This is a genomic window from Mesorhizobium sp. BAC0120, from assembly GCF_033542235.1.
Lineage (GTDB): Bacteria > Pseudomonadota > Alphaproteobacteria > Rhizobiales > Rhizobiaceae > JAWRCU01.
Genome location: NZ_JAWRCU010000019.1, coordinates 1 through 24,096 on the forward strand (window position 1 = coordinate 1; position 24,096 = coordinate 24,096).

A 24,096-nucleotide genomic window follows, 5' to 3' on the forward strand; every position below is an offset into this window, starting at 1 on the left:
GGTTGTAGCCGAAGGGGCGTCGGGCGACTTCGCCAAGCCTCGAACCGGATGGCCATCCGGTTCGAGGCTCAGTCGCTTCCATCGCACAGAAATCTTTCCGCGCAGATACAAGGGGCAGCGCCAACGGCGAAAGTCTATCATCGCCGGCATCAATCGCGGCAAGGGTGAGAAGGCGCCCGCCTCAAATTAGAAGGCTGTAAGCCGGTACCCCGCCCTCACGACAGCGGATCCCGATTCTCATACGAGAAATAACCGAAGTCGGCCGGCAACCCCGAACCACTGGTGTCGAAAGCCAGCATGCCGAGGAAGGCCCCTGTGAACGAGCCGTGCTCGCCACGGCCCGCCTCGTCGGAGATCAGGCTGGCGTCGAGCTCCGGGCCGACCGGGATCCAGCTGTCGGCCGGACGGTAGAAGAACTGTAGCCTGGCGCCGTCGATCTCGGCCGCAAGCCCGACCGGCCTTTCGCCGGGCAGCTCGATGGCTTCGGCGAGCGGGAAGGAAAGCTTGCCGTTCGGCCAGTCTCCGAAACAGGACATGACGGTGAGCATGCGGCCGCGCCGCTCGTCGAAGCTGACGGCGAGGAAGTGGAACTTGCTGCGGTTGTAGTAGTGGGTCAGCCCGGCAGCCTGCTGGAAAGTCGTTGGGCGGAAGTCGAGCTCGGTCTCCACGCGCAGCGCGAAATGCTCCTGCCGGCGGGCGACGAGCGCCTGCTCGAACCAGCTGCCCAGTGACTCGCGGCCGTAGAGCCGCAGCGCCCCGGGTTTCGCAGCCAGAGAGAAGATACGCTCCGGATAAGGCGTGCGCAGCCACTGGAAGTCGGCCGGCAGCTTCGAACCGGTGAAGTCGTAGCGTATGGTGCGAGGTGGAATGTGGCGTTCGGCCTCATTTGGTGGGTCGACTTCGACGGACGGAACCTGCCCGCCCTCTGTGAGATAGAGCCAGTCGTCGTCGCGCCAGACGCATTTCTGGATGGCCGTTTCGCGGCCGAGCGGCGAGCGGCGCATGCCGGGCAGCGGCCGCGAGGTGAGGTGCGTGTGGTAGAACTGGCCGTCCGGCGTCTCGACGATCTGCCCATGGCCGGCACGCTGCAGTGACGCATCGGGCGAATCCTTCGAGGTGATGGGATGGACATCCGGATGCAGCTCGTACGGCCCCCAGATGGAGCGCGAGCGGGCCATGGTCACGGCATGGTCGTAGCCGGTGCCGCCTTCGGCGGTCGTCATGTAATACCAGCCGTTTCGCTTGTAGAGGTGAGGCGCCTCGACCAGACCATGCTCAGTGCCGCGGAAGACGTTCTTCACCGGGCCGATGAGCCTCTTCTCACGGGCATCCCATTCCTGCAGGAGAATGCCGGCGAAGGACGGATGCTTTGGGCTGCCGCCGACGCCATGTGAGAAATGGTTCCACTGCATGTTGAGGAACCATTTGCGTCCGTCATCGTCGTGGAACAGCGACGGATCGAAGCCGCTGGAGTTCACATAGAGCGGGTCTGACCATGGGCCTTCGATCGACGGCGCGGTGACGATGTAATTGTGCGCGTCCTTGAAGTTGCCGTCGTAGCGCTTGACGTCGGTATAGACGAGCCAGAACAGGCCGTCTGCATGGGACAGGCACGGCGCCCAGATGCCGCAGGAATCCGGGTTGCCGCGCATGTCGAGCTGAGCCGCGCGGTCGAGCGGCCGGCGGACGAGCCGCCAATTCACCAGGTCGGTGGAGTGGTGGATCTGAACGCCGGGATACCATTCGAAGGTCGAGGTGGCGATGTAGTAGTCGCTCCCAACTCGGCAGATCGACGGGTCGGGGTTGAACCCCGGCAGGATCGGGTTGACGATCTTGCTCACACGCGTCTCCTTATCTCGACGGGCCTGCTCGTTCCGCCGACGCGGCCCACAAATTGATGTCGCTCTCGCGAGCGTATTGATCGATCTCGGCGAGCTCCGCGTCGCTGAAGTCTGCGTTCTTCAGCGCGCCTACGCAGTCCTCGACCTGCTCGGGACGGCTCGCGCCGATCAGCGCCGTCGTGACCCGCCCTTTGCGCAGCACCCAAGCGAGCGCCATCTGCGCGAGCGTCTGTCCACGGCGCTTGGCGATCTCGTTCAGTGCCCTGATGTTGGTGATCGTCTGCTCATTGATGAAGGACGGCCGAAGCGACTTGCCCTGTGCCGCCCGGCTGCTCTCGGGAATGCCTTGCAGATATTTGTCCGTCAGCATGCCTTGAGCGAGCGGCGAGAACACGATCGAGCCCACTCCGAGCCCATCCAGCGTGTCGAGCAGCCCGTCCTCCTCGACCCAGCGGTTGATCATCGAATAGCTCGGCTGGTGGATCAGGAGCGGCGTGCCCAGCTGCCTCAATATGTCGGCGGCTTCACGCGTGCGCTGCGAGTTGTAGGAAGATATCCCGGCATAGAGTGCCTTGCCGGAGCGCACCGCCTGGTCGAGCGCGGAACAAGTCTCTTCGAGCGGCGTCTCGGGGTCGAAGCGGTGCGAATAGAAGATGTCGACATAGTCGAGCCCCATGCGCTTCAGGCTCTGGTCGAGGCTCGCGAGCAGATATTTGCGGCTGCCCCATTCGCCATAGGGGCCGGGCCACATCAGGTAGCCGGCCTTCGTCGAGATGACCAATTCGTCGCGCAGGCCGGCGAAGTCGGTCTTGAGGATCTCGCCGAAAGCCTGCTCGGCCGATCCGGGCGGCGGGCCGTAATTGTTGGCGAGGTCGAAATGGTTGATGCCGAGGTCGAACGCCTTGCGGCAGATCGCGCGCTTGGTCTCATGCGGCGTGTCGCCGCCGAAATTGTGCCACAGCCCCAGCGAGATCGCCGGAAGCTTCAGGCCAGAGCGGCCGCACCGGTTGTAGATCATCTTCTGGTAACGGTTCTCTGCCGGCTGCCAGCTCATCTTCGCCTCCATCGACAAGGGGGTCGGCGCCGTGAGGGCGCCGACTTGTCTTCAAATAACTAAATCAAGCTGCCTTCTTGAGCGCTTTCTTCTTCGGCTTCGCGGCTGCCTCCGGCTTCTTCGCGAGAAGCGCCTTGGCGGCATCCACATCGAGAGCAGCCGGCCGCTCGCAGGTCGTCGTGATGTCGACGAACTTGCCGGTCTCGCCGGACCTCAGGATGCTCGTCATCACGTCGACGGCGTGGAGCGCCATCTCCATCGAGCAGCGGTGCGGCCGCCCTTCCGCTATCGCGACCGCCATGTCGGCAAGGCCGACGGTGCGGTAGTTCGCCATCGCGCCCTGAGAGTGGATCTGGTTGGGCACCAGGAGCGGATGCTTCCACTTGGGCAGCTTCTTCACGAAATCGGCATGCTTCGTATAGCGGACCTCGCCTCCGAAGAAGTTCGGATCGGGAACGAAGAGGCTGCCTTCCTCACCATAGAGCTCGATCGGCGCGTGGCCGTGCTTCCACACGTCCCAACTCGTGTTCAGCGTGACGACGGCGCCGTTTGCGAATTCGAGCAGCGCGTGAATGGTCGTCGGCGTCGTCACCTTGATCTTTTCGCCGTAGCGCGGCTTCGAGGTGATTACCCGCTCCGTCATCGGAATGCTCGCCAGCGACGCGACCCGCTTCACCGGCCCGATGAGCTGGATCAGGTTGGTCACGTAATACGGCCCGATGTCGAGGACCGGTCCCGCGCCGGGCTGGAAGAAGAAATCCGGATTGGGATGCCAGGACTCCATGCCGCGGCTCATCACGTAGCAGGAACCGCTGGTGATCTTACCGACCGTGCCGCTGTCGACGATTTCCCTGGCGAGCTGATGGGCGCCGCCGAGGAAGGTGTCCGGCGCGGAGCCGATGCGAAGGTTCTTCTTCTCGGCTCGCTTCTTGAGGTCGAGCCCTTCCCTAAGCGACAGCACGAAAGGCTTTTCCGAATAGACGTGCTTTCCGGCGTCGAGCACTTGCCGCGAGACGTCATAGTGGACGGCCGGCACCGTCAGGTTCACGATGATGTCGAGTTCGTCGTCCTTCAGGAGCTCGTCGACGGTTTCGGCTCTGAGGTTGAATTCCCTGGCCCGCGCCTTCGCCGCATCCACATTGATGTCGGCGCAGGCCCGCATCTCGATGCCCTTGAAGAGCGGCGCCAGCTGGAAATAGGCGGCCGAGATGTTGCCGCAGCCGATGACGCCGACGCCCAGTTTCTTTGACATGTCGTCCCTCTCAAAAATGACTTACAGTGTCGAACGAGCGCCGCGCAAAACGCTGATAGTCGCTCGGATTGTCATGTTCCATGACAAAAATCCTGGCCGGCGTTTTTTCCCGGAGCGCCTTCATGAGGCCCTTCCAGTCGACCGTGCCATGGCCGACATCGGCCCAGCCGTCCTCGTCGGCATTCTCGCCGGTCGGGGCGATGTCCTTCACATGGACGGCGGCGATTCGCTTGCCATATCTGTCGATCCACTGCAGCGGGTCGGCCCCGCCGCGGATCACCCAGGCGACATCCATCTCCCAGCCGATGTCGGGGGCGGTCTCCAGTATATGCGTTTGCGGCACGGAGCCGTCGGCAAGCTTTTCGAATTCGAAGGCATGGTTGTGCCAGGCAAAGCCGAAGCCGGCCTTCTTTGCCTTCTCGCCGACCTTGGCGAGCCGCTCGCCGAAGCCCTTCCAGCCGTCCACATCGGTTGGCCGATCATCAGCCATCAGGAAGGGGCAGGCAATGAGCTTGACGCCGAGTGTCTCGGCGATCCTGGCTGCGCTGTCGAAGTCGTTCTCGAGCAGATCGATCGCGAAATGTCCGCTCGCCATCGCGAGCCCGTTCTTGTCGAGTTCCTTGCGAAACGCCGCCGGGTCGTCATAGACGCCGCCGAAGCCCTCGACCTGGCTGTAGCCGATCTGACCAAGCGTCTGCAGCACCTTGTCCCAGGGCTGGTAGTTGCGGGCGCTATAGAGTTGGAATGACCAAGCCTGTGCCATAGGTCAGCTGCTCCTTGATGCATATGAGGTTAAGTGAGGGGCGTTCATCGTTCAGAGGCGGCGCCCGCTCGAGCTGTCGAACACGGAGGCGCGTCCCGGATCGAAGCCGATGAGAATGCGATCGCCGACACTGAGCGGCTTTTCGGCTTCGACTCGGAAGGAAAGGTTCTGGCCCCCGAGCTTGCTCCACACCAGAGTGTCCGAGCCCATCGGCTCGACGATCTCGACATTGACTTCCCTGGAGAATGGTTGGCCGGCCGCGGCGGCACCATGGGCGATATGCTCGGGTCTCACGCCGAGAACGGCCGCACCGCTCGGGCCGGCCGATCCGTCGAAACCGTAGCGGGAGAGCGGCACGGAAAAGTCGCCGAGGTGGAAGGTCGGCTCCCCGGCGGCTTCGACCGTCCCGTCGAGAAAATTCATGCCTGGCGAGCCGATGAAGCCTGCGACGAAGCGGTTGACCGGCTTGTTGTAGATCACCTGCGGCGTGTCGAACTGCTGTATCTCGCCGCCATACATGACCGCGATGCGGTCGGCGAGCGTCATTGCCTCGATCTGGTCGTGGGTTACATAGATCATGGTATTGGCAAGCCGCTGGTGCAGCCGTTTGATCTCGACGCGCAGTTCGGAGCGCAGCTTCGCGTCCAGGTTGGAGAGCGGCTCGTCGAACAGGAACACTTCGACATCGCGCACCAGCGCGCGGCCGATCGCGACGCGCTGGCGCTGGCCGCCTGAAAGTGCGGAAGGCTTACGCTTGAGGAGCGGTCCGATCTGCAGGATTTCGGCCGCGCGGGCGACGCGCTTGGCGATCTCCTCACGCGGCAGACGGGCGTTCTTCAGGCCGAACGAGAGATTCCCCTCGACCGACATCTGCGGATAGAGCGCGTAGGACTGGAACACCATGCCGATGCCACGGTCCTTCGGCTCTTCCCAGGTAACGTTTTTGCCGTTGATCAATATCTGTCCGTCGGAAATGTCGAGCAGCCCTGCGATGCAGTTGAGCAGAGTGGACTTGCCGCAGCCCGAAGGGCCCAGAAGCACGATGAACTCGCCTTCTGTCACTTCGAGATTCAGCGCCCTCAGGACCTCGATGGATCCGTACCTCAGCGTCAGATCGCGCACCAAAACGCTGGTCATGCCTCAGCCCTTCACCGCGCCGGCGGCGATGCCGCGTATGAACCAGCGCCCTGAGATGAAGTAGATTGCCAGCGGTACCGCTGCCGTCAGAATGGTAGCTGCCATGTTGACGTTGTACTCCCGAACGCCTGTGGTCGTGTTGACGATGTTGTTGAGCTGCACAGTCATCGGCCAGTTCGGCCGGCCGGCGAAGACGACGCCGAACAGGAAGTCGTTCCAGATGCCCGTGACCTGCAGGATTACGGCAACGACCGTGATAGGCACCGACATCGGCAGCATGATCTTGAAGAACACGCCCCAAAAGCCGGCCCCGTCGACACGCGCTGCCTTGAACAGCTCCGCCGGGAGCGCCGCATAAAAGTTGCGGAACAGCAGCGTGAGGATCGGCATGCCGAAAATCGTGTGGACGATGATGATGCCGGGAAGCGAGGCAAACAGCCCGACCGAGCTCAGCCCTATGATGAGCGGGTAGATCACGACCTGGTAGGGCACGAAGGCGCCAAAAACGAGGATTCCGAAAAGCAGATTCGCTCCCTTGTAGGGCCAATACGTCAGCGCATAGCCGTTGACCGATGCACAGACGATGGAGACGATCACGCTCGGAACGGTGATCTTTACGGAATTCCAGAAGCCTGGGCTCAGCCCGTTGCAGTCGCGTCCGGTGCAGGCATTCAGCCAGGCATCGATCCAGGGCTGGATCGTCGGTTCCGCTGGCAGGTTGAAGAGATGACCTAGCCTGATCTCCGGCATTCCCTTCAGCGACGTGACGATCATGATGTAGAGCGGCACCAGGAAGAACAACGCTGAGACGATCAGGAAACAGTAAACGCCGATGCGTCCGGGAGATATGCGTTGAGGCTTTGCCCCGCTCGGCTCGACGGCGGCGACTGCCGCACCGGGCATCGTGCGCCTGACGGCCGTGGTCACATCCGCGCTCATATCTGCTCCTGCCGCATGCGGCTGCGCCACCGAAACAGCCCGCCGACCGCCAAGACCACCAGGATAGGCAGAAGCATCATCGTGGCCGCGGCCATTCCCTGTCCGACGTTCTGGCGCACCGTGATGAGCTGGATGACATAGACGGCGGGCATGGTGGTCGCGATGCCGGGACCGCCGCCGGTCATGGCGATGATCAGGTCGTAGACGCGTACCACGCTCACGCATTGCAGCACGAAGGCGGTGGCAAGCGTGCCGCGCATCATTGGCGCCACGATGAAAAGATGTGTCTTCCAGGTTGGAATGCCGTCGACTCTGGCGGCCTTCCAGATTTCTGAATCGATGCCGCGCAGCCCGGCGAGCATGATCGCCATCGTTACGCCGGAACCTTGCCAGATGCCGGCGACGACAAGGCCGTACAGGGCCGTCTCAGCATTCACCAGCGGCGCAAAGGTGAAGCTCGACCAGCCGAAATTGCGCAGCGCCGACTGCAGCCCGAGATTGGGATCGAGCGCCCATTGCCAGACGAGACCGGTGACGATGAGCGACATGGCAAATGGATACAGGAAGATCGACCGAAACAGATCCTCCTGGCGGATGCGCTGGTCCATGAACACGGCGAGCACGTAGCCGAAGGCCATGTTGCAGGCGATCGACATAAGCCCGAAGAACCAGATGTTGTTGACGGAGATCAGCCAACGGTCGTCCTTCCAAAGGCGCTGGTACTGCGCGAGGCCCACGAAGTCGTATGCAGGGAAGAGCTTCGAGCTGGTGAATGACCACAGCACCGAAAAGCCGATGCCGATCACGAAGACACCGACGGCCACCAGGATCATCGGGATCGTGCCGACAATGGCCGGCAGGGGAATCCTTCGCCGCCATCTCGGCTTCTGCTCATCTCGACGGCTTCGTTTCGAGCCGTCGCGACCGTTTGCGAACATCGGTTATCCTATTGCACCGCTGCGTCGCAGCAACGCTCTTTGCGCCATTGGCGGCAAACCAATGGGCGATGCTCCGAGGGGCAGGCGCCGCTTCGGAGCGACGCCTGCCTGGCGGATTGTCAGTCGGAGCTGCCGATGATCTCGGCGAACTTGGCAGTTGCACTCTCCGGCGTAATCGAGTCATCGGCGAAGAACTGCGCAACAAGCTCGTTGATACGCTGGTTCGTGTTCTCCGTGATGAAGCGGTTGGTCGCCGTGACGATCTTGGCCGGGTCCTCGACCGCCTTCAGAGCCTTCTGCATGCAGGGATCGGCCGTCGACATGTCGACATCGCCGCGCACCGGCATCGAGCCCTTCGCATTGTTGAATGCGACCTGGACTTTGGGGCTGATCAGCAGCGCCGCGAGGCGCTTCTGTGCCGCTTCGACTTGCGGATCGTTCTGCTTGAAGAAGACGATAATGTCGCCGTCAGTGCTGACAACAGGCTTGTCCTCATTGAGGCCGATCATGCAGCCGAAGTCCTTGACGCCCGTCATGCCGGCGGCCGCAAACTCGCCGCGAGCCCAGTCGCCCATGACCTGCAGCGCTGCCTTGTTGGTGATCACCAGATTGGTGGTGTCGTTCCAGTTGCGGTTGGCGTAACCGTCGTCGGTGAACTGCTTGAGCGCGCGCAGCTGCGTGAACACGCCTTTCATTTCGTCTCCGCCGGCGATTTCGGCGCTCTTCTTGGTATACATCTCGTCGCGCTTGGCGATGCCGAGCGCTTCCGTCACCATGTCCTGGAACAGCAGCTGAATCTGCCAGCCATTGCCGTCGCCGCCGATAGCGAACGGGATGACGCCCGATTCCTTGAGCTTGGGTGCCGCCGCAATGAAATCGGCCATGCTCTTCGGTTCAGGGAGTCCGGCTTTTTCAAACGCAGGCTTGGAATACCAGGCCCAGTAGTTGGAATGGATGTTGACCGGCACGCACCACCAGTGACCGTCAACCAGGCAGGCGCTGCCGATCGCCTTCGGGCGGATGATCTCGTCCCATTTGCCTTCGGTCGCCACGTCGGTGAGGTCGAGCAGTTTGCCGCCCGAAATCAATTCTTCGTATTGACGGCCAGGGTTGAATTGGGCCGCGCCGGGCGGGTCACCGCCGAGCACGCGCTGCATGACTGTCGCGCGAGCGGTTTCACCGAGCGCTATGGCGCTATCCACCCACTTGTCGCCTTGACCATCATTGTCGAATGCCTTTGCGAACTCCGATACGGCCGCAGATTCACCTTTCGATGTCCACCAATGGATCACCTCGAGCTGCGCCGCCGAAGCAGGCACGGCAAAAGCTGCCGACGCAGCAAGCGCGGCGATTAGCCTATAACGCATCGCTTTCCTCCCTGAATCTGAAACGTTACAGATGAGGAGGCTATTGGAAGGTCGAGCAAATCGCAATGGTCTCCGGGAGGCTCGTCGATCATTTTTTTCGCGACGCGAATTAATGCATCAGGCTCATGATCTCCGCTGCGATGCAAAAAAATTGATGTTGCGACGCCGAAATCCACGAAAATCCACCAAAGGAATCTGCTGCTTGAGCCGATGCTGCGGCGCAACCGTACAGACGTTCTACCGAACTGGATCCGATGCGGGCGCTGTCGGTTTCAACCGGAACGGCCCGAACGAGAGGTCTGTCTGTAACGTTACAGATAGCTTGCTTTTGGACGGAGTCCGAGCTCAATTTGCGATTCGAGAGGGTCCGGCCGCATGGCCGAACGCGTAGGCGTGGCAATGAACGACGAAAGTGTGACGAACGGCGGCAGGGCGAAAGCACGGAATGGCGACAGCCGGCCGACGCTGAAAACGATCGCCTTCATGACGGGCCTCGGCGTCACCACCGTGTCGCGCGCGCTGAAGGACGCGCCCGAGATCGGTGAGGAGACCAGGCGGCGTGTGCAGCTTGTCGCGAGGCAGGTCGGCTATCGGCCGAACCGCGCCGGCGTGCGCCTCAGGACCGGCAAGACCAATGTCATAAGCCTCGTGCTCGACACCGAAGAGCAGATCATGGGCTTCGTTTCCGACATCATCTACGGCGTTTCGGAGGCACTTGCGCCGACGCCCTATCATCTGATCGTGACGCCCTATTCGCGGCTGAATGATCCGATGGAGCCGATCCGCTATGTCGTCGAGACCGCCTCAGCCGACGGGATCATCATCTCGCGTACCGAGCGCGACGATCCGCGTGTGCGCTATTTGATGGAACGCGGCTTTCCTTTCGCCACGCATGGGCGAACGGACATGGGCGTGGTCCATCCCTTTCACGATTTCGACAACCACGCTTTCGCGCTGGAAGCTGTGCGCAAGCTTGCGGAGCTTGGCCGCCGCCGGCTTGCGCTCCTGGCTCCGCCTTCGACGCTCGCCTACCATTACCACACGGTCAACGGCTTCTCGGACGGGTTGATCGAGACCGGAGCGACCGCCATTCCCTTCAACGCGGTCAGCATCGACGGTTCGATCAATCAGATCCGAACGCGGACGGCGGAGTTGATGCGGCGCAAGAACCGGCCGGACGGCATCGTCAGCAGCGCCGGCGCCGCGACGCTCGCGGTCGTTGGCGGAATAGAAGATGCAGGTCTCAGCGTCGGTCGCGACATCGATGTCGTATCCAAGCAGTCCACCCCGCTGCTGCACCTGTTCCGGCCCGCCCTTCTTGTCGTCAATGAGGATTTCCGCCTTGCCGGACGCGAGCTTGCGCGCTCGGTGCTCGGCTGGATCGACGGGGCGGATCCGGCGACGCTGCAGAGCCTGAGCGTGCCGCAGGGGGTGAAGGGAGTAGGGGAATAGGGCAATAGGGCAATAGGCGGGCGGTTCAGCGGCCGCTCTACCAACCTCCTATTCCCCTACTCCCTTATTCCCCTACTGCCTTATTGCCTTATTGCCCTAATTTCCCCACGGCCCATGATGCGCGCCTTCCGCATCGATGCGCTCGAAGCCGTGGGCGCCGAAGAAATCGCGCTGCGCCTGGATGAGGTTCGAGGTGCCGCGGCCCTGCCGGTAGCCGTCGAAATAGGCGAGGGCGGAAGACAGCGCAGGCATAGGCAGCCCGGCTTCCATGGCGCGGGCCACCACCCGCCGCAGTGCCGGATGCGCCTCCTTCATCATCTCGATGAAGGCAGGCGCCATCAGAAGGTTGGGCGCGCTTGCGCTTTCCTCGAAAGCCGCCGCAAGGGTGCCGAGGAACTGTGAACGGATGATGCAGCCGGCGCGCCAGATCTTGGCGATGGTTGCCAATGGCAGGCCCCAGCCGAATTCCTTCGACGCCCCGGCCATGACGGCAAAGCCCTGCGCGTAGGCGGCGATCTTGCCGGCAAAAAGCGCCAGTTCGAGATCGGGAATCAGTGCGCCATAGGACGTGATCCGGCCGGGACCGCCATAGACCTTCTCGGCCGCGAGACGCTCGTCCTTCATGCCCGAGATCACGCGTGCGGCGACCGCTGCCTCGATCGCCGTGGCGGGAATGCCGAGCGTCTGAGCCTCGATTACCGACCAGCGGCCAGTGCCTTTCTGGCCGGCGCGGTCCAGAATGATCTCCACGACCGGCTTCCCGGTCTTGGGATCGTCGGCGGCGAGCACCTTGGCGGTGATTTCGATGAGATAGGAGTTGAGGCGCCCCTTGTTCCAAGTTGCGAACACGTCGCCGATCGCCTTCGGCTCCATGCCGAATCCATCGCGCAGCACCCCGTAGATCTCCGCGATCATCTGCATGTCGGCATATTCGATGCCGTTGTGGATGGTCTTGACGAAGTGTCCGGCACCGCCCTCGCCAAGCCAGGCGCAGCAAGGCTCGCCTTCATATTTGGCCGAGATCGCGGTCAGCACGTCTTCGACGCGAGCATGGGATTCGCGCGTCCCGCCCACCATGATCGAGGGGCCATGGCGCGCACCTTCCTCGCCGCCCGAAACGCCCATGCCGATGAAGGTCAGGCCCGTGCCGGCGAGTTCGGAGAAGCGGCGGACCGTGTCGTGAAAATTCGCATTGCCGGCATCGATGATGATGTCGCCTTCGGAGAGCACGGGCTTCAACAGCTCGATCTGCTCGTCGACGGGCTTGCCGGCTTGCACCATCACGATCACCGGGCGGGGCGGGCGAATTGCAGCCGCCAGATCGGCGATCGAGTAGCAGGGCACGATGCGGTCACGCAGCTCGCCCGCATTCGCCATGAAATCGTCGGTACGCGAACGCGTTCGGTTGAAGACGGCGATGCGATGGCCTTTCTCCGCGATGTTGAGCGACAGGTTCGAGCCCATTGTGCCAAGGCCGATCAGGCCGATATCGGCGTTTTCCATCTTCCACCCTGTTCCGTTGGTTTTCGCGGCGATCGGTGTTGTCGGCGATCAGCCGCCTGGATAGCGGATGATTGACGGCTGCCGGACTGTTCGTCAACCGCCCTTGCGGACCTTGCGGCGGCGACCATAGAGCTCCAGCCGGTGATGGACGATGTCGTAGCCGAGCTCGCGGGCGATCTCGTCCTGCAACTGCTCGATGCGATCGGACTTGAACTCGATGACGTCGCCGGTCTCGATATCGATGAGGTGGTCGTGATGCTCGCCGCTGGCATTCTCGAAGCGCGACGGTCCGCCCTCGAAGGCATGGCGATGGATTGCCCCGAAGCCTTCGAGAAGCTTCATCGTGCGGTAGACGGTGGACAGCGAAATCGTGGGATCGACCGCAACGGCGCGGCGATAGATTTCCATGGCGTCTGGATGGTCTTCCATCTTGCCTAAAAGCTCGATGATGACCTGTCGCGGACGCGTGATTCGCACGCCGGCGCGCCGCAATTGCCGCTCGTAGTCTGGCCTGTTGTTTGCACCCTGAATCATCGGCCGAATATGCGCCAGATGACAATCAGTTGCAAAGAACGTCTACGCCGCGATGGATGACGCTAGCGCATCGGAACGAAAAGTGAGTAGCGGTTCTCGGGCAGATCCGATGCGTAAACGAAGAGCCGAGCGGCGGGCAGTCCAATTTGATCGCGCGCCGCTCTGGGCCAGCTGGAGACCCGACAAAAGAACATCGTTTGGGGAACTGCTTGTCCCCTTGCCGGCTAACTCCATGGACGACAGTCGAAATGCTCGAATTTTAGGCGGTTTCTGCAGCTCTCCTATTGGTCCATCGCGCTTCTTGTGACATAAGTAATTTCGAATATAATAAGAGCCAAGACCTTTCCAAAGGACGGCTCGTTGTCTTGAGGGGCGACGGAGGCATGCGGAATTACAAAACATCCGGCGCCCCCGCGGCTGGGCAAGCCTGGACAAGCTCCATTGATGGATTGCCGCTGGCATTGGTGCGGGCGCGCGAATGCGTCATGGCTCACTTTCGCCATCTGCTGAGACGCTACGACCTGACGGAGCCGCAGTGGCGGGTCCTGAAGACGATGGACGACCTCAAGGCAATCGAGCTCTCCGAACTGGCCCGCAAGTCGGCCCTGCTCATGCCATCGCTGTCGCGCATCGTGCGCGAGCTAGAGCAGCGCGGCTACATGAACAAGGCTGCCGACCCGCGTGACATGCGCCGCATGCTGGCGACGCTCACCGAGCGTGGCCGGCTCCTGGTCGAGGCTGCGTCGCCCGAATGCGACGCGGTCAATGCCGCCATTCGCACGGCAATGGGGCACGACCGGCTGATCAAGCTGCAGAACCTGCTCTCCGAACTGGAGAAGCGCACGACAATCCTCGACATAAGGACCCAGGGCCGACAGGCGATCGATGCCGATGTCGCGCCGCTCGCCCCCGCCAAGCAGCGTGGCCGGCCCCGCAAGAGCGGCGCTCACGCGGGTTAGCGGAGGCTTTATGCCTCAAAGCATTTGGACCGGGTTACCAAGGGGCTCTAAGATTTAACCGTTGGCGCTGCCCCTCATCTGCCTGCCGGCATCTCTCCCCGTAAACGGGGAGAAGGGCGACTGCCGTTTCGATTTCGCCAATCGCCGAGCGCGCAGAATGAGCGCCTACAATATCGGCCGGCGTTCTTCTCCCCGTTTACGGGGAGAAGTGCCCGGCAGGGCGATGAGGGGCAGCGCCGACGCTGAAAATCTACGATCGCCGCTATCAGCGGCAACGCTTACTACCCGCCTGGCCGTTTCACAGTGCAAGCGTGATGCGCTGAGCCTGAGTTAGCGAATTGCACAAGCCACAAACCCAGACGCGCAAGGCTGCCCGATCAGGCAGCCTCGGCAGTCACCACGCGGCTCTCGAAGGATCGGCCCTCGCCGTCGAAGATGTGCAGCTCGCTGGCGGCGGCGTCGAGTTTCAGCGTCTCGCCGCGCTTCACGGTCACGTTACCGGGCAGCTTGGCGACCAGCGGCTGGTCGCCGCGGCCGATATCGACATAGACCAGCTGCACCTCGCCGAGCTGCTCGATAAAGTCGACCGTGCCTTCGAACAGGTAGGACGGTCCGGTGGCGATCGACAGGTCCTCCGGCCTCACGCCGAAGCTGATCGACGAGCCGGTTGCCGAAGCCGGCGTCTCGATCGGCACATTGGTCGTCTTGCCGCCGATATGGCTGATCGTGGTGACCTGTCCGGCCTTCTCGATCTTTGCCGGCAGGATGTTCATGGCCGGCGAGCCGATGAACTGGGCCACGAACAGATTGCCGGGATGCTTGTAGAGCTCCATGGGCGTGCCGACCTGTTCGACATAGCCGTCCTTGAGCACGACGATGCGGTCGGCGAGCGTCATCGCCTCGACCTGGTCGTGTGTGACGTAGATCATTGTCGTGTTCGGCATCGATTCCTTGAGCTTTGCGATCTCGATGCGGGTCGCGACACGGAGCGCCGCGTCGAGGTTCGACAATGGTTCGTCGAACAGGAAGACCTTCGGGTTGCGCACGATGGCGCGGCCGATGGCAACGCGCTGGCGCTGGCCGCCGGACAGCGCCTTGGGCAGGCGGTCCAGATATTTGGTGAGCTGCAGGATTTCGGCGGCCTGGCGAACGCGGCGATCGATCTCCTGCTTGCTTTCGCGCGCAATCCGCATGCCGAAGGCCATGTTGTCGTAGACGGTCATATGCGGATAGAGCGCGTAGGATTGGAACACCATGGCGATCCCGCGCTTCGAAGGCGGCACGTCGTTGACTGTCTCGCCCGCGATCTGCAGCGTGCCCGAGGTGATGTCCTCCAGCCCGGCGATGGTCCTCAACAAGGTCGACTTGCCGCAGCCTGAGGGCCCGACGAAGACGACGAACTCGCCGGACTTGATGTCGAGGTCGATGCCATGGAGGATCTCCATGTTGCCGTAGGCCTTCCTGACATCCCTGAGCTTTAGGTCAGCCATTTCCTTCCTCCTGATCTGTTTGATCCTAGCCCAGCCTGCCGAACCAGGCCTGGTAGGGTTCGAGCCTTATGCTCCCATGCTCAACCTTACCTGTGAAACCGTGTCCGGCAAGAGGGGTTGGAACAGCTCCTTCGTCAAGATCGAACGATGCGGGCTGGTGGCCGAGATTGAAGACCGAGACGATGCGTTCGTTGCCGTGTCGGCGCGTGAAGGCAAGCAGGTCGCCGTCGGCCGCCAGGAATTCGATTTCGCCTTTGGCAAAAGCGGGATGGGAGCGCCGGAAGGAAAGGAAGCGCCGATACTGTTCGAGCAGCGACGACGGCACGCCTTCCTGGGTGTCCACGGCCTTCTGCTGCTGGGTCGACGGAACCGGCAACCAAGGCTTTCCAGTGGAGAAGCCCGCATTCGGTTCGGCGTGTTCCCAAACCATGGGCGTTCGGCAACCGTCGCGGCCCTTGAACTCCGGCCAGAAGCGGATGCCATAGGGATCCCTGAGGTCCTCGAAGGCAAGCTCTGCCTCTTCCAGGCCAAGCTCCTCGCCCTCATAGAGGCAGACCGAGCCGCGCAGCGACATCAAAAGCGCGGAGATCACCTTGAGATAAGCGGGCTTGTCCGGCTCGTCCTTGCCCCAGCGGGTCGCGTGGCGCACCACGTCATGGTTGGAGAGCGCCCAGCACGACCAGCCGTCCGGCGCCTCCTTGCCGAAGGTCTCGAGCACGGAGCGGATATCGACTGCCGACAGCTTCTTGGGGCCGAGGAAGTCGAACGAATAGCACATCTGCACACGCTTGCCGGAGGTATATTGGGCAACGATCTGCAGCCCGCGCTGCGCGTCGCCGACCTCGCCGACAGCCGCGGCGGCGGGATATTCGTCCAGCAGCGCGCGGAAGCGCTCCAGGAATTTGAGGTTCTCCGGCCGGCTCTTGTCGTAGATGTGGTCCTGGAAGTTGTAGGGGTTCACCGCCGGCGCGATGCTGGCATTGCGCTCGTTTTCCGGCAGCGCCGGATTGTCCTCCAGCCCGGCTGAGTTGAAGTAGAAATTGATCGTATCGAGGCGGAAGCCGTCGACGCCGCGGTCGAGCCAGAAGCGGACGGTGTCGAGAAGGGCATCCTGGACGGCGCGGTTGTGGAAGTTGAGATCCGGCTGCTCGGCCAGGAAATTGTGCATGTAGTACTGCCGGCGTGTCGTATCCCACTGCCAGGCCGAGCCGCCGAAGATCGACAGCCAGTTGTTGGGCGGCGTCCCGTCGGGTTTGGCATCCGCCCAGACGTACCAGTCGGCTTTTGCGTCGTCGCGGCTCGACCGGCTCTCCTTGAACCAGGGATGTTCGTCGGAAGTGTGCGAGATCACCTGGTCGATCATGACACGCAGGCCAAGCCTGTGCGCCTCGGCGACCAGCGCGTCGAAATCGGCGAGGGTTCCGAACATCGGATCGACGTCGCAATAGTCGGTGACGTCGTAGCCGAAATCCTTCATCGGCGACTTGAAGAAGGGCGAGATCCAGATCGCGTCGGCGCCGAGCGAGGCGATGTAGGGCAAGCGCCGAATGATGCCCTTGAGGTCGCCGATGCCGTCGCCGTTCGAATCCTGGAAGCTGCGCGGATAGATCTGGTAGATGACCGCGCCTCGCCACCAGTCGCGGTCCGGCGCGAGCGCCGGCGCGTCCTGGCCGTGTCCCCTGCCGACTGCCGACTGCATCTTTTCAACCGCCTTTCACAGAGCCCGCAAGCAGCCCGCGCACGAAATAGCGCTGCAGCGAGAAGAACACGATCAGCGGCACGATGATGGTCACGAAAGCTGAGGTCGTGAGGATCTCCCAATTGCCGCCGCGCGAGCCGAGCAGCGCGTTGAGCCTTGCGGTCAGAACGAGCTGGTCGGCATCGGTCCTGAGGAAAACCATCGCGACCAGAAGATCGTTCCATACCCACAGGAATTGGAAGATCGAGAAGGAGGCGAGCACCGGGAAGGAGAGGGGCAGCACGATCTTGACGAATATCTCGAAGTCGCTTGCCCCGTCTATGCGCGCCGATTCCATCAATTCACGCGGCAGCCCGGCAATGTAGCTGCGCAGGAGATAGATGGCGAAAGGCAGCCCGAACCCTGTATGCGCGAGCCAGATGCCGAGATAGGTTTTCGCCGGCACGCCGAAGAAAAGGCTGATGTTGTTGTAGAATTTGAGCAGCGGGATGAGCGCCATCTGCAACGGCACGACCAGGAGGCCGATGATCACGGCGATCAGCAGCGCGCGGCCGGGAAAGCGCATCCAGGCCAGCGCATAGGCGGCGAAGGCAGCGATCAGGATCGGAATGATGGTCGCCGGGATCGTCACCGTCAGCGAGTTCATGAAGGAGCGGCCGATACCCTGCGAGAGCAGCACGTTCCGGTAATTTTCGGTCGTGAAGCGGGGCGGCGTCGTCGCCGAATAGAAGATGCGCTGACCGCGCTCGCCCTCGAAAGCCTTTGGCGAGGAAAGGACGAAGCTGCTGTCGGCATTGACCGTCAGCGTCACGCCGTCGCCAAGATCGGCGCTCTCGCCGGCCTTGTACTGCGTCGGCGTTGCCGCCTTTGTTCCAAAGGACTGGACCTGGCGCGTGTCGCCTTGCTCGAGGAGCCTGCCCTCGATGACGAACTTGCCGTCCTTCTGAGCCTGCGCCGACGCCGGCGGCAGCCGGCCTTGCTCAGTCTGGATGGAGCTGTTCAGTGCCGTCCACCAGCCCGACACGACGATCTGGTCCTTGTCGCGCAACGAGCTGACCAGGATGCCGAGCGTCGGGATCGTCCAGATCGCGCAGATAACCAGTACGGCGAGATGCACGCCCCAGCGGCCGACAGATGACCTTCCGATTGCTGCAGCAGCCATCTCAATGCCCTCCGCTCTCGACGCGCGCCTGCCTGATGTTCCAGATCATGATCGGCACCACCGCGATCATGATGATGACCGCGATCGTCGCGCCGCGGCCGAAATCGCCGCCGCCGCGGAACATCCAGTCGAACATCAAATTGGCGAGCGTGTTCGAGTTCCACTGGCCATTCGTCATGGTCAGGATGATGTCGAAGACCTTGAGCACCAGTATGGTGATCGTGGTCCACACCACGGCGATCGTTCCCCAGATCTGCGGCACCATGATCTTCCAGAAGATCTGGAAGGGATTGGCGCCGTCGATCACTGCCGCCTCGATCGTCTCCTCCGGTATTCCGCGGAGCGCGGCCGAGAGGATCACCATGGCGAAGCCGGTCTGGATCCAGATCAGGATGACCATCAGGAAGAAATTGTTCCAGAACGGCAGCGATATCCAGACCTGCGGGGCTCCGCCGAGCGACTGGATGAATGCGTTGAGGATGCCGATCTGCGTCTGGCCTTCGCCGCGATATTCGTAGACGAATTTCCAGATCACGCTGGCGCCGACGAAGGAGATGGCGAGCGGCATGAACACCAGGCTCTTGGCGATGTTGCCCCACCAGATGCGGTCGGTCAGCACGGCGATTACCAGGCCGAGGAAGGTGCAGGTCGCTGGCACCACGGCGAGCCACAATATGTTGTTGAAGATGGCCTGGCGGAACTCGCGGTCGGTGAACGCCCATTTGTAGTTGGCGAGGCCGACGAAGTTCTGGCCGCCGCGATCGTTGAAGGAGAGGATCAGCGTCGAGATCACGGGGTAGATCAGGTAGACGATCAGGATGATCGTCGCCGGCCCGACGAAGAGCCAGGGCCGGATGTAGCCCTGACGGCGCAGATTGTCGATCGCCGCGGTCCCGCTCACCCCTTTCGAGGGAAACACGATATCGAGCAGCCTGTTGGCGCCCCAGAAATAGCCGAGACAGCCGAAGACACCAATGAGAATGGTGACTACGGCAGTGATGATCTGACCGGACAATTGTTCCTCCCTGAAATCCCGGCGGTTTATCTGCGCGCCTCGAGCGCGGTTGCCGCCTGTGGAAACGGTCCGGGCCAGGCGGCCCGGGCCAATATCGGAAGAATAGAGCCTCGCAGCGCGGCCGATGCTCGCCGCCGATTACTTGATGGCGTCCCAGGCCTTCTGGATGTCGGCCGCGACGTCCTGTGGCGACTTGCCGCCGACCAGGTCGACCATGCCGGTCCAGAAAGCACCGGCGCCGATTTTGCCCGGCATCAGGTCGGAGCCGTCGAAGCGAACGGTGGTCGCATCGGTCAGGATCTCGCCCTGCTTCTTCAGCGCCTCGCTCCCGTAGGTATCCTTGTTGGCGGCCTTGAACGGCGTGACGAAGCTCTTCTGCGCCATCCACAATTCATGCGCGAGCGGCATCTGCAGGAACTTGATGAACTCGCGCGCCGGCTTGGAGTCCTTGGTGATCATCACCAGCGTGCCTGCCACTTCCAAGGGTGTGCCAAGCTCTGGCTTGGCGGCATAAGGCGGGAAGTAGAAGAAATCCGCATCCTGGCCGAGCTTCACGTTCGCAGGAAAGAACGACGGAATGAACGACGCCTGGTGGTGCAGATAGCACTTGGGCGGAACGGTGAAGAGCCCCTTCGGGCTGTCGCGGAAGTCCGTCGCGGCGACGGCTGCGGCCCCGCCGTCGACCATCTGGTCGTCCGTCGCGATCTTGGCAAAGATCGTCAACGCATTGACCACGGCCGGGTCGGTGAACGGAATCTCATTCTTTACCCACTTGTCATAGACCTCAGGCGGCTGCGTGCGCAGCATGATGTCCTCGATCCAGTCCGTGGCCGGCCAGCCGGTGGCACCGCCCGAACCGAGGCCGATGCACCAGGGCTTGTGGCCGTCGGCGACGATCTTCTTCTCGAGCTCGGCGAGCTCTTCCTGAGTCTTGGGAACCTTGTATCCGGCCTCGTCAAAATTGTCGGGCGAGTACCAGACGAGGCCCTTCACGTCGATCTTGTACGGCAGGGCGTAGAAGCCCGACTTGCCATCCTTGTCTTTGTACGTGCCGAGCGCGGCCCAGGATTCGCCGGCGGCGTAGTTGTCTTTGACCCATTTGGCAGTCTCGTCGCCCAGCGGCGTGAGAAGGCCTTTCGAGGCCAGGTCCTGGATAAGGCCGGGTTGCGGCAGGATGGCGATGTTTGGCGGGCTGCCGGCCTGAGTGTCGATGACGATCTGCTGCTCGTAATTCTCGGATGAGGAGTACTTGATCTCGGCGCCAGTCGCCTCGGCGAAATAGTCGAGCACGCTGCGGGCGAGCTCTTCATCCTCGCCGCGCCAGGGGCCGAAGATCGTCAGCGTTTCACCTTTGAGGTCGACCTTCTTCAGGTCATCGAAATCGGCCCAATGAAAACGGCTGTCCTCGCCGGGCTTGAATTTCAGCTCGGCCGAAGAAGCCGGTGCGCAAAATGCAAGGGTCGCAAGCGCTGCGCCCAACAACAATCTCTTCTTCACGATTTCCTCCCAGTGTGCCTCTCTCACGGGACAAGGGCCGCCATTCGGGACCTCCATCCCGTCCTGCCTTGCGCGGCTCCGGAAAATGCCTGCTTTGCTGCCGGGCAAGTCCCAGTTCAAAGCATCTTCCAAAGCGCTTTGGCTGCCTAGAATATCAACTCGCGAACGGCTGGGGTGTCAAGAGAGATTCAAAATAAATCGATTGAATTGATCCAATGCTGCGCTGCAGCGTGATTTTTCGGCGTCGCAGCGTTCATTTCCGCTTCACCATCCTGGACCGCCTGCCTATTACTGGCCCTGCGCGGAAATCCGAATTCGGCGCGAAGATTACCAGCGATTGAAAGCGCTTTGAGGCGGCAAGGCAAAGATCGAAGTGAACCTGAAGCAGCTCTCGCACATGTTGTCCCTGTCGCAGACCACGGTAAGCCGGGCCCTCAACGGTTATCCCGAGGTCAGCGAGGATACGCGCCGTCGCGTGATCGACGCAGCCAAGCGCCATGGCTATAGGCCGAACCCCAGCGCAAGGCGGCTGGCGACGGGCAAGGCCGGGATGATCGGCTATGTCATGCCGACCGGCGAAAGCGTCGACATCGACCCGCATTTTGTCGAGTTCCTGTCAGGCCTCGGTGATTATGCGCGTGCCCATGAGCTTGACCTCGTGCTGTCGCCGACCCTCCTCGACGAGGAGGAGATGACCTATCGCCGTGTGGTCGCCAACAAGCAGGTCGACGCTGTCTACGTCTCCTCGCCGCGGCCCGCCGACCGACGCATCAAGCTCGTCGAGCAGCTCGGCATCCCCTACATCGTGCACGGCCGCTCGGAAGGGCTCGACTTCGACTATCCGTTTCTCGACATCGACAATGAGGGGGCCTTCCACGATGCGGCCCGACTGCTGATCCAGCTTGGCCATCGGCGCATCGCATTGATGAATGACGAGCTCACCAAGACCTTCGCCATCCACCGCGAGCGCGGCGTACGCCGGGCCCTGGCGGCAAGCGCGCTCGAGCTCTTCCCGGAACTCGCCCTCACGGCCACAATGACCGAGGAGAACGGCTATCGCGGGGCGCGCGCCTTGCTCGACCTGCCCGATCGGCCGACCGCAATCATCTGCTCCTCGATGATCATGGCGCTCGGCATCGTCCGGGCAACGCGTGAGCTCAACCTCGAGATCCCGCGCGACCTGTCGCTCGTCGCCCATGACGACGTGTTCCACTATCTCAAGCCCGAGAGCTTCCCGGTGCCGCTGACGACGACGCGCTCGTCGATCCGCGCAGCCGGCGAGCGCATTGCCGAGCGGCTTGCTGCGCGCATGTCGGGCCTCGAAACAGGCGCACGTGCCGAAGTCTGGCCGGTCGACCTCGTCGTGCGCGGCTCGATCGCCGGCGCGCCGGTTTAACGGTGAAAACCTGACGCTTTCTGCGCGACAGAGATCTCCGTTGGGGGGGGCCGTCGCACGTCTGCTTGACTGAAAGAACAATCAGCGCCGATCGCGGTCTCTCGAATGCCCGCGAACGAAGGACGGTTCGTTCGCGAGAAACGGTTATTCGCGCGCACTGGAGAGTGATTGCGGGGGGCGGCCATCCGCGCAGCTGGTTGCCAGCGAACTGGCTGACCTTATCGAGCGCACATCATGGCGGCTACCCCGATCGAAAGCGCCGTAGCCGGCGCAGATGGAGCTGCGGATGGTTAACACGGAACTGGCGGCAATACGGTGCAAAAGTGATTTAATATAATCAACGAAGTGTCGCAATATAGTCTTTCTAAAGTACTGCTACCACAAGTTGTCTATTTGCAAAGGAGACGATTGTACCACCCAGAGTTGCTCATACGCAAAGAAAAAAGGAGGAAGGGTAATGGCTATCCTTTTTGGAGATACCAGCGGTTCGCTTACCGGAAAACAACATGGCGGAGACCAAACCCTCGTCGGGGCTGATCCTGCCAACAGCCTTTTTGGCGATGCCGGCGTGGACTTGCGCGATCATGCCGTAGGTGGAAACGACACGTTGCTCACTTCCGGAGCGGGAAGCGAATTCGGCGATGCCGGTCGAGATATTTCCGATCACGCAGCGGGCGGTGCCGACACTCTCACCGCGCAAGTGGAGTTCGCCAATATCACCCTCAACATGTTCGGTGATGCTGGCGGAAACATTTCTGATCACGCGACGGGCGGCGCCGACACATTGTCTGCTCACCTCACCGAATCCCACAATTTCCGCGGTATTTTCGCTCTGAACATGTACGGAGATGTAGGAGGAGATATTTCTGATCATGCGGTTGCCGGCGACGACACGCTGAGTTTTCAAGCTGAACGTGCCGGAGGCTCCGCGAGTTCAAAAATGATAACTTCGTACGGGGATGCCGGCGGCAATCTGTCCGATCACGCGGTCGGTGGCAATGACACATTCAACGGCCAGGGGCCGGAAATCTTTTTCCGATTTTTTGGCGATGCCGGCGGCAGCATGTCCGGTTTTGCCCATGGTGGCAATGACAGCTTCACCACGGGCGGTTTTGAGAACAACAATCGTTTTTGGGGCGATGCCGCGGGCGACATGTCCGGCCACGCCAGCGGTGGCGACGACAGCTTAGCCGTGGACGGCTTTAATCCCCACACGTTTTTCTACGGCGACGCCGGCGGAAACATGTCCGATCGTGCCATCGGCGGCAATGACACTTTCAATGACTCGAGCGTCGCTACCTTCCCGGACCTGAACATTTTCTACGGCGACGCTGGCGGGAACATGTCAGGCCATGTCCAGGGCGGCAATGACACCTTTAACAAGACCGGGAGCGAAGGAAGCACATTCTACGGCGATGCCGGAGGAGACATGTCTGATCATGCTCACGGCGGCAATGACACTTTTATCGCTACAAATCTACATCGCCAGTGGGTGTTTTTCTATGGCGATGCCGGGGGTAACATGGGCGATCAGGCCGTCGGCGGTGATGATACCTATAACGGCGGCAACGTGTTCCCTCAGCTCCTGAATCGTGCTTATGGCGATGCGGCGACCATGTCCGGCAACGCCCGAGGCGGCAACGACACCTTGATCGCAGGCAATCTTGATGCAACTCCGCCTCCTGCCGGTTCCTTTCAAACCCTCCTCGTCGGCGATGCGCAGACGATGTCCGACAACGCGCGCGGCGGTAATGACAGGCTGATCAGCGGCACTGGAAATGATGACATGTGGGGCGACGCTCAAGCCTTGCTGGGCAACGCCAAGGGCGGGAATGACACGTTTGTGTTCAACGCCAACAGTGGCCACGATGTCATCGAGGATTTCGGTCAGGGTGTAGCAGGGTCGAACTTGGGAACCGACCACATTGATGTCTCTGGTTTGGGGATCACAAGTTTCGGCCAGCTCGATATCTCGGCGTTTGATCCAACAAGCCACGACAGCACGATCGCGTTCAGTCCGGGCAACGAGGTGGTTGTGCATAGTCAAGTCGCACTCACGCCTCAGGACTTCTTGTTCGCCTAAGCAAGGAAGGCAATT

General features: G+C 61.8%; 20 protein-coding genes. 5 read left to right on the forward strand and 15 right to left on the reverse strand.

Annotated elements, in window-relative coordinates; genetic code table 11:
* Positions 1 to 190, forward strand: a 190-nt coding sequence (locus SAZ10_RS28370) for a hypothetical protein (RefSeq protein ID WP_318612809.1), incomplete at its 5' end; no start/stop codon positions are given.
* A 25-nt stretch (positions 191 to 215) separates the two neighbouring features.
* On the opposite strand, the gene SAZ10_RS28375 is transcribed toward SAZ10_RS28370, so the two are convergent.
* From SAZ10_RS28375 to SAZ10_RS28410, 8 genes are all read right to left on the reverse strand, one after another.
* A complete protein-coding gene (locus SAZ10_RS28375) occupies positions 216 to 1,841 on the reverse strand; it encodes a glycoside hydrolase family 43 protein (protein WP_318612810.1) in 1,626 nt (541 codons plus the stop codon).
* Between the two features lie 10 nt (positions 1,842 to 1,851).
* Positions 1,852 to 2,895, reverse strand: a complete 1,044-nt coding sequence (mgrA, locus tag SAZ10_RS28380; RefSeq protein WP_318612811.1) for an L-glyceraldehyde 3-phosphate reductase — start codon at positions 2,893 to 2,895, stop codon at positions 1,852 to 1,854.
* A gap of 64 nt (positions 2,896 to 2,959) precedes the next feature.
* A complete protein-coding gene (locus SAZ10_RS28385; RefSeq protein ID WP_318612812.1) occupies positions 2,960 to 4,147 on the reverse strand; it encodes a Gfo/Idh/MocA family oxidoreductase in 1,188 nt (395 codons plus the stop codon).
* A 10-nt stretch (positions 4,148 to 4,157) separates the two neighbouring features.
* On the reverse strand, positions 4,158 to 4,910 hold the full coding sequence (locus SAZ10_RS28390; protein ID WP_318612813.1) for a sugar phosphate isomerase/epimerase: 753 nt from the start codon (positions 4,908 to 4,910) through the stop codon (positions 4,158 to 4,160).
* Positions 4,911 to 4,961: 51 nt separating this feature from the next.
* Positions 4,962 to 6,047 (reverse strand): sn-glycerol-3-phosphate ABC transporter ATP-binding protein UgpC, encoded by a 1,086-nt coding sequence (locus SAZ10_RS28395; RefSeq protein WP_318612814.1) that lies wholly within the window; start codon positions 6,045 to 6,047, stop codon positions 4,962 to 4,964.
* A 3-nt stretch (positions 6,048 to 6,050) separates the two neighbouring features.
* Entirely contained in the window at positions 6,051 to 6,986 is a 936-nt protein-coding gene (locus SAZ10_RS28400; protein ID WP_412535315.1) for a carbohydrate ABC transporter permease, read from the reverse strand.
* Positions 6,983 to 7,819, reverse strand: a complete 837-nt coding sequence (locus SAZ10_RS28405) for a sugar ABC transporter permease (protein ID WP_318612917.1) — start codon at positions 7,817 to 7,819, stop codon at positions 6,983 to 6,985. Before SAZ10_RS28405 ends, SAZ10_RS28400 begins: the two co-directional genes overlap by 4 nt.
* A 224-nt stretch (positions 7,820 to 8,043) precedes the next feature.
* Complete coding sequence (locus SAZ10_RS28410) at positions 8,044 to 9,291, reverse strand: ABC transporter substrate-binding protein (protein WP_318612815.1); 1,248 nt, start codon at positions 9,289 to 9,291, stop codon at positions 8,044 to 8,046.
* A gap of 399 nt (positions 9,292 to 9,690) precedes the next feature.
* Between SAZ10_RS28410 and SAZ10_RS28415 the strand changes: the two genes are divergently transcribed.
* Positions 9,691 to 10,743, forward strand: a complete 1,053-nt coding sequence (locus tag SAZ10_RS28415) for a LacI family transcriptional regulator (RefSeq protein ID WP_318612918.1) — start codon at positions 9,691 to 9,693, stop codon at positions 10,741 to 10,743.
* 96 nt (positions 10,744 to 10,839) lie between these two features.
* On the opposite strand, the gene gndA is transcribed toward SAZ10_RS28415, so the two are convergent.
* Complete coding sequence (gene gndA, locus SAZ10_RS28420) at positions 10,840 to 12,246, reverse strand: NADP-dependent phosphogluconate dehydrogenase (RefSeq protein ID WP_318612816.1); 1,407 nt, start codon at positions 12,244 to 12,246, stop codon at positions 10,840 to 10,842.
* Positions 12,247 to 12,339: 93 nt separating this feature from the next.
* Positions 12,340 to 12,780 (reverse strand): Fur family transcriptional regulator, encoded by a 441-nt coding sequence (locus SAZ10_RS28425; protein ID WP_318612817.1) that lies wholly within the window; start codon positions 12,778 to 12,780, stop codon positions 12,340 to 12,342.
* Between the two features lie 485 nt (positions 12,781 to 13,265).
* Here SAZ10_RS28425 and SAZ10_RS28430 point away from each other — a divergent pair, with 485 nt between their 5' ends.
* On the forward strand, positions 13,266 to 13,739 hold the full coding sequence (locus SAZ10_RS28430; protein WP_318612818.1) for a MarR family transcriptional regulator: 474 nt from the start codon (positions 13,266 to 13,268) through the stop codon (positions 13,737 to 13,739).
* Positions 13,740 to 14,116: 377 nt separating this feature from the next.
* Here the strand turns inward: SAZ10_RS28430 and SAZ10_RS28435 are convergent, their stop codons facing one another.
* The 5 genes from SAZ10_RS28435 to SAZ10_RS28455 form a co-directional block, all read right to left on the reverse strand.
* On the reverse strand, positions 14,117 to 15,229 hold the full coding sequence (locus SAZ10_RS28435; RefSeq protein ID WP_318612819.1) for a sn-glycerol-3-phosphate ABC transporter ATP-binding protein UgpC: 1,113 nt from the start codon (positions 15,227 to 15,229) through the stop codon (positions 14,117 to 14,119).
* 25 nt (positions 15,230 to 15,254) lie between these two features.
* Positions 15,255 to 16,928: an alpha-glucosidase family protein gene (locus tag SAZ10_RS28440; RefSeq protein WP_318612820.1), complete on the reverse strand. Its 1,674-nt coding sequence runs from the start codon at positions 16,926 to 16,928 to the stop codon at positions 15,255 to 15,257.
* 4 nt (positions 16,929 to 16,932) lie between these two features.
* Positions 16,933 to 18,090: a carbohydrate ABC transporter permease gene (locus tag SAZ10_RS28445; RefSeq protein ID WP_318612821.1), complete on the reverse strand. Its 1,158-nt coding sequence runs from the start codon at positions 18,088 to 18,090 to the stop codon at positions 16,933 to 16,935.
* Between the two features lies 1 nt (position 18,091).
* A complete protein-coding gene (locus SAZ10_RS28450; protein ID WP_318612822.1) occupies positions 18,092 to 19,105 on the reverse strand; it encodes a sugar ABC transporter permease in 1,014 nt (337 codons plus the stop codon).
* A gap of 138 nt (positions 19,106 to 19,243) precedes the next feature.
* Positions 19,244 to 20,602 (reverse strand): ABC transporter substrate-binding protein, encoded by a 1,359-nt coding sequence (locus SAZ10_RS28455; RefSeq protein WP_318612823.1) that lies wholly within the window; start codon positions 20,600 to 20,602, stop codon positions 19,244 to 19,246.
* 373 nt (positions 20,603 to 20,975) lie between these two features.
* Here SAZ10_RS28455 and SAZ10_RS28460 point away from each other — a divergent pair, with 373 nt between their 5' ends.
* Together SAZ10_RS28460 and SAZ10_RS28465 are read left to right on the forward strand one after the other, a co-directional pair.
* Positions 20,976 to 21,998 carry a LacI family DNA-binding transcriptional regulator gene (locus SAZ10_RS28460; RefSeq protein WP_318612824.1) on the forward strand — a complete coding sequence of 341 codons (1,023 nt, stop codon included), beginning with the start codon at positions 20,976 to 20,978 and terminating at the stop codon, positions 21,996 to 21,998.
* A gap of 457 nt (positions 21,999 to 22,455) precedes the next feature.
* Complete coding sequence (locus SAZ10_RS28465) at positions 22,456 to 24,081, forward strand: calcium-binding protein (RefSeq protein ID WP_318612825.1); 1,626 nt, start codon at positions 22,456 to 22,458, stop codon at positions 24,079 to 24,081.
* Positions 24,082 to 24,096 lie beyond the last annotated feature (15 nt).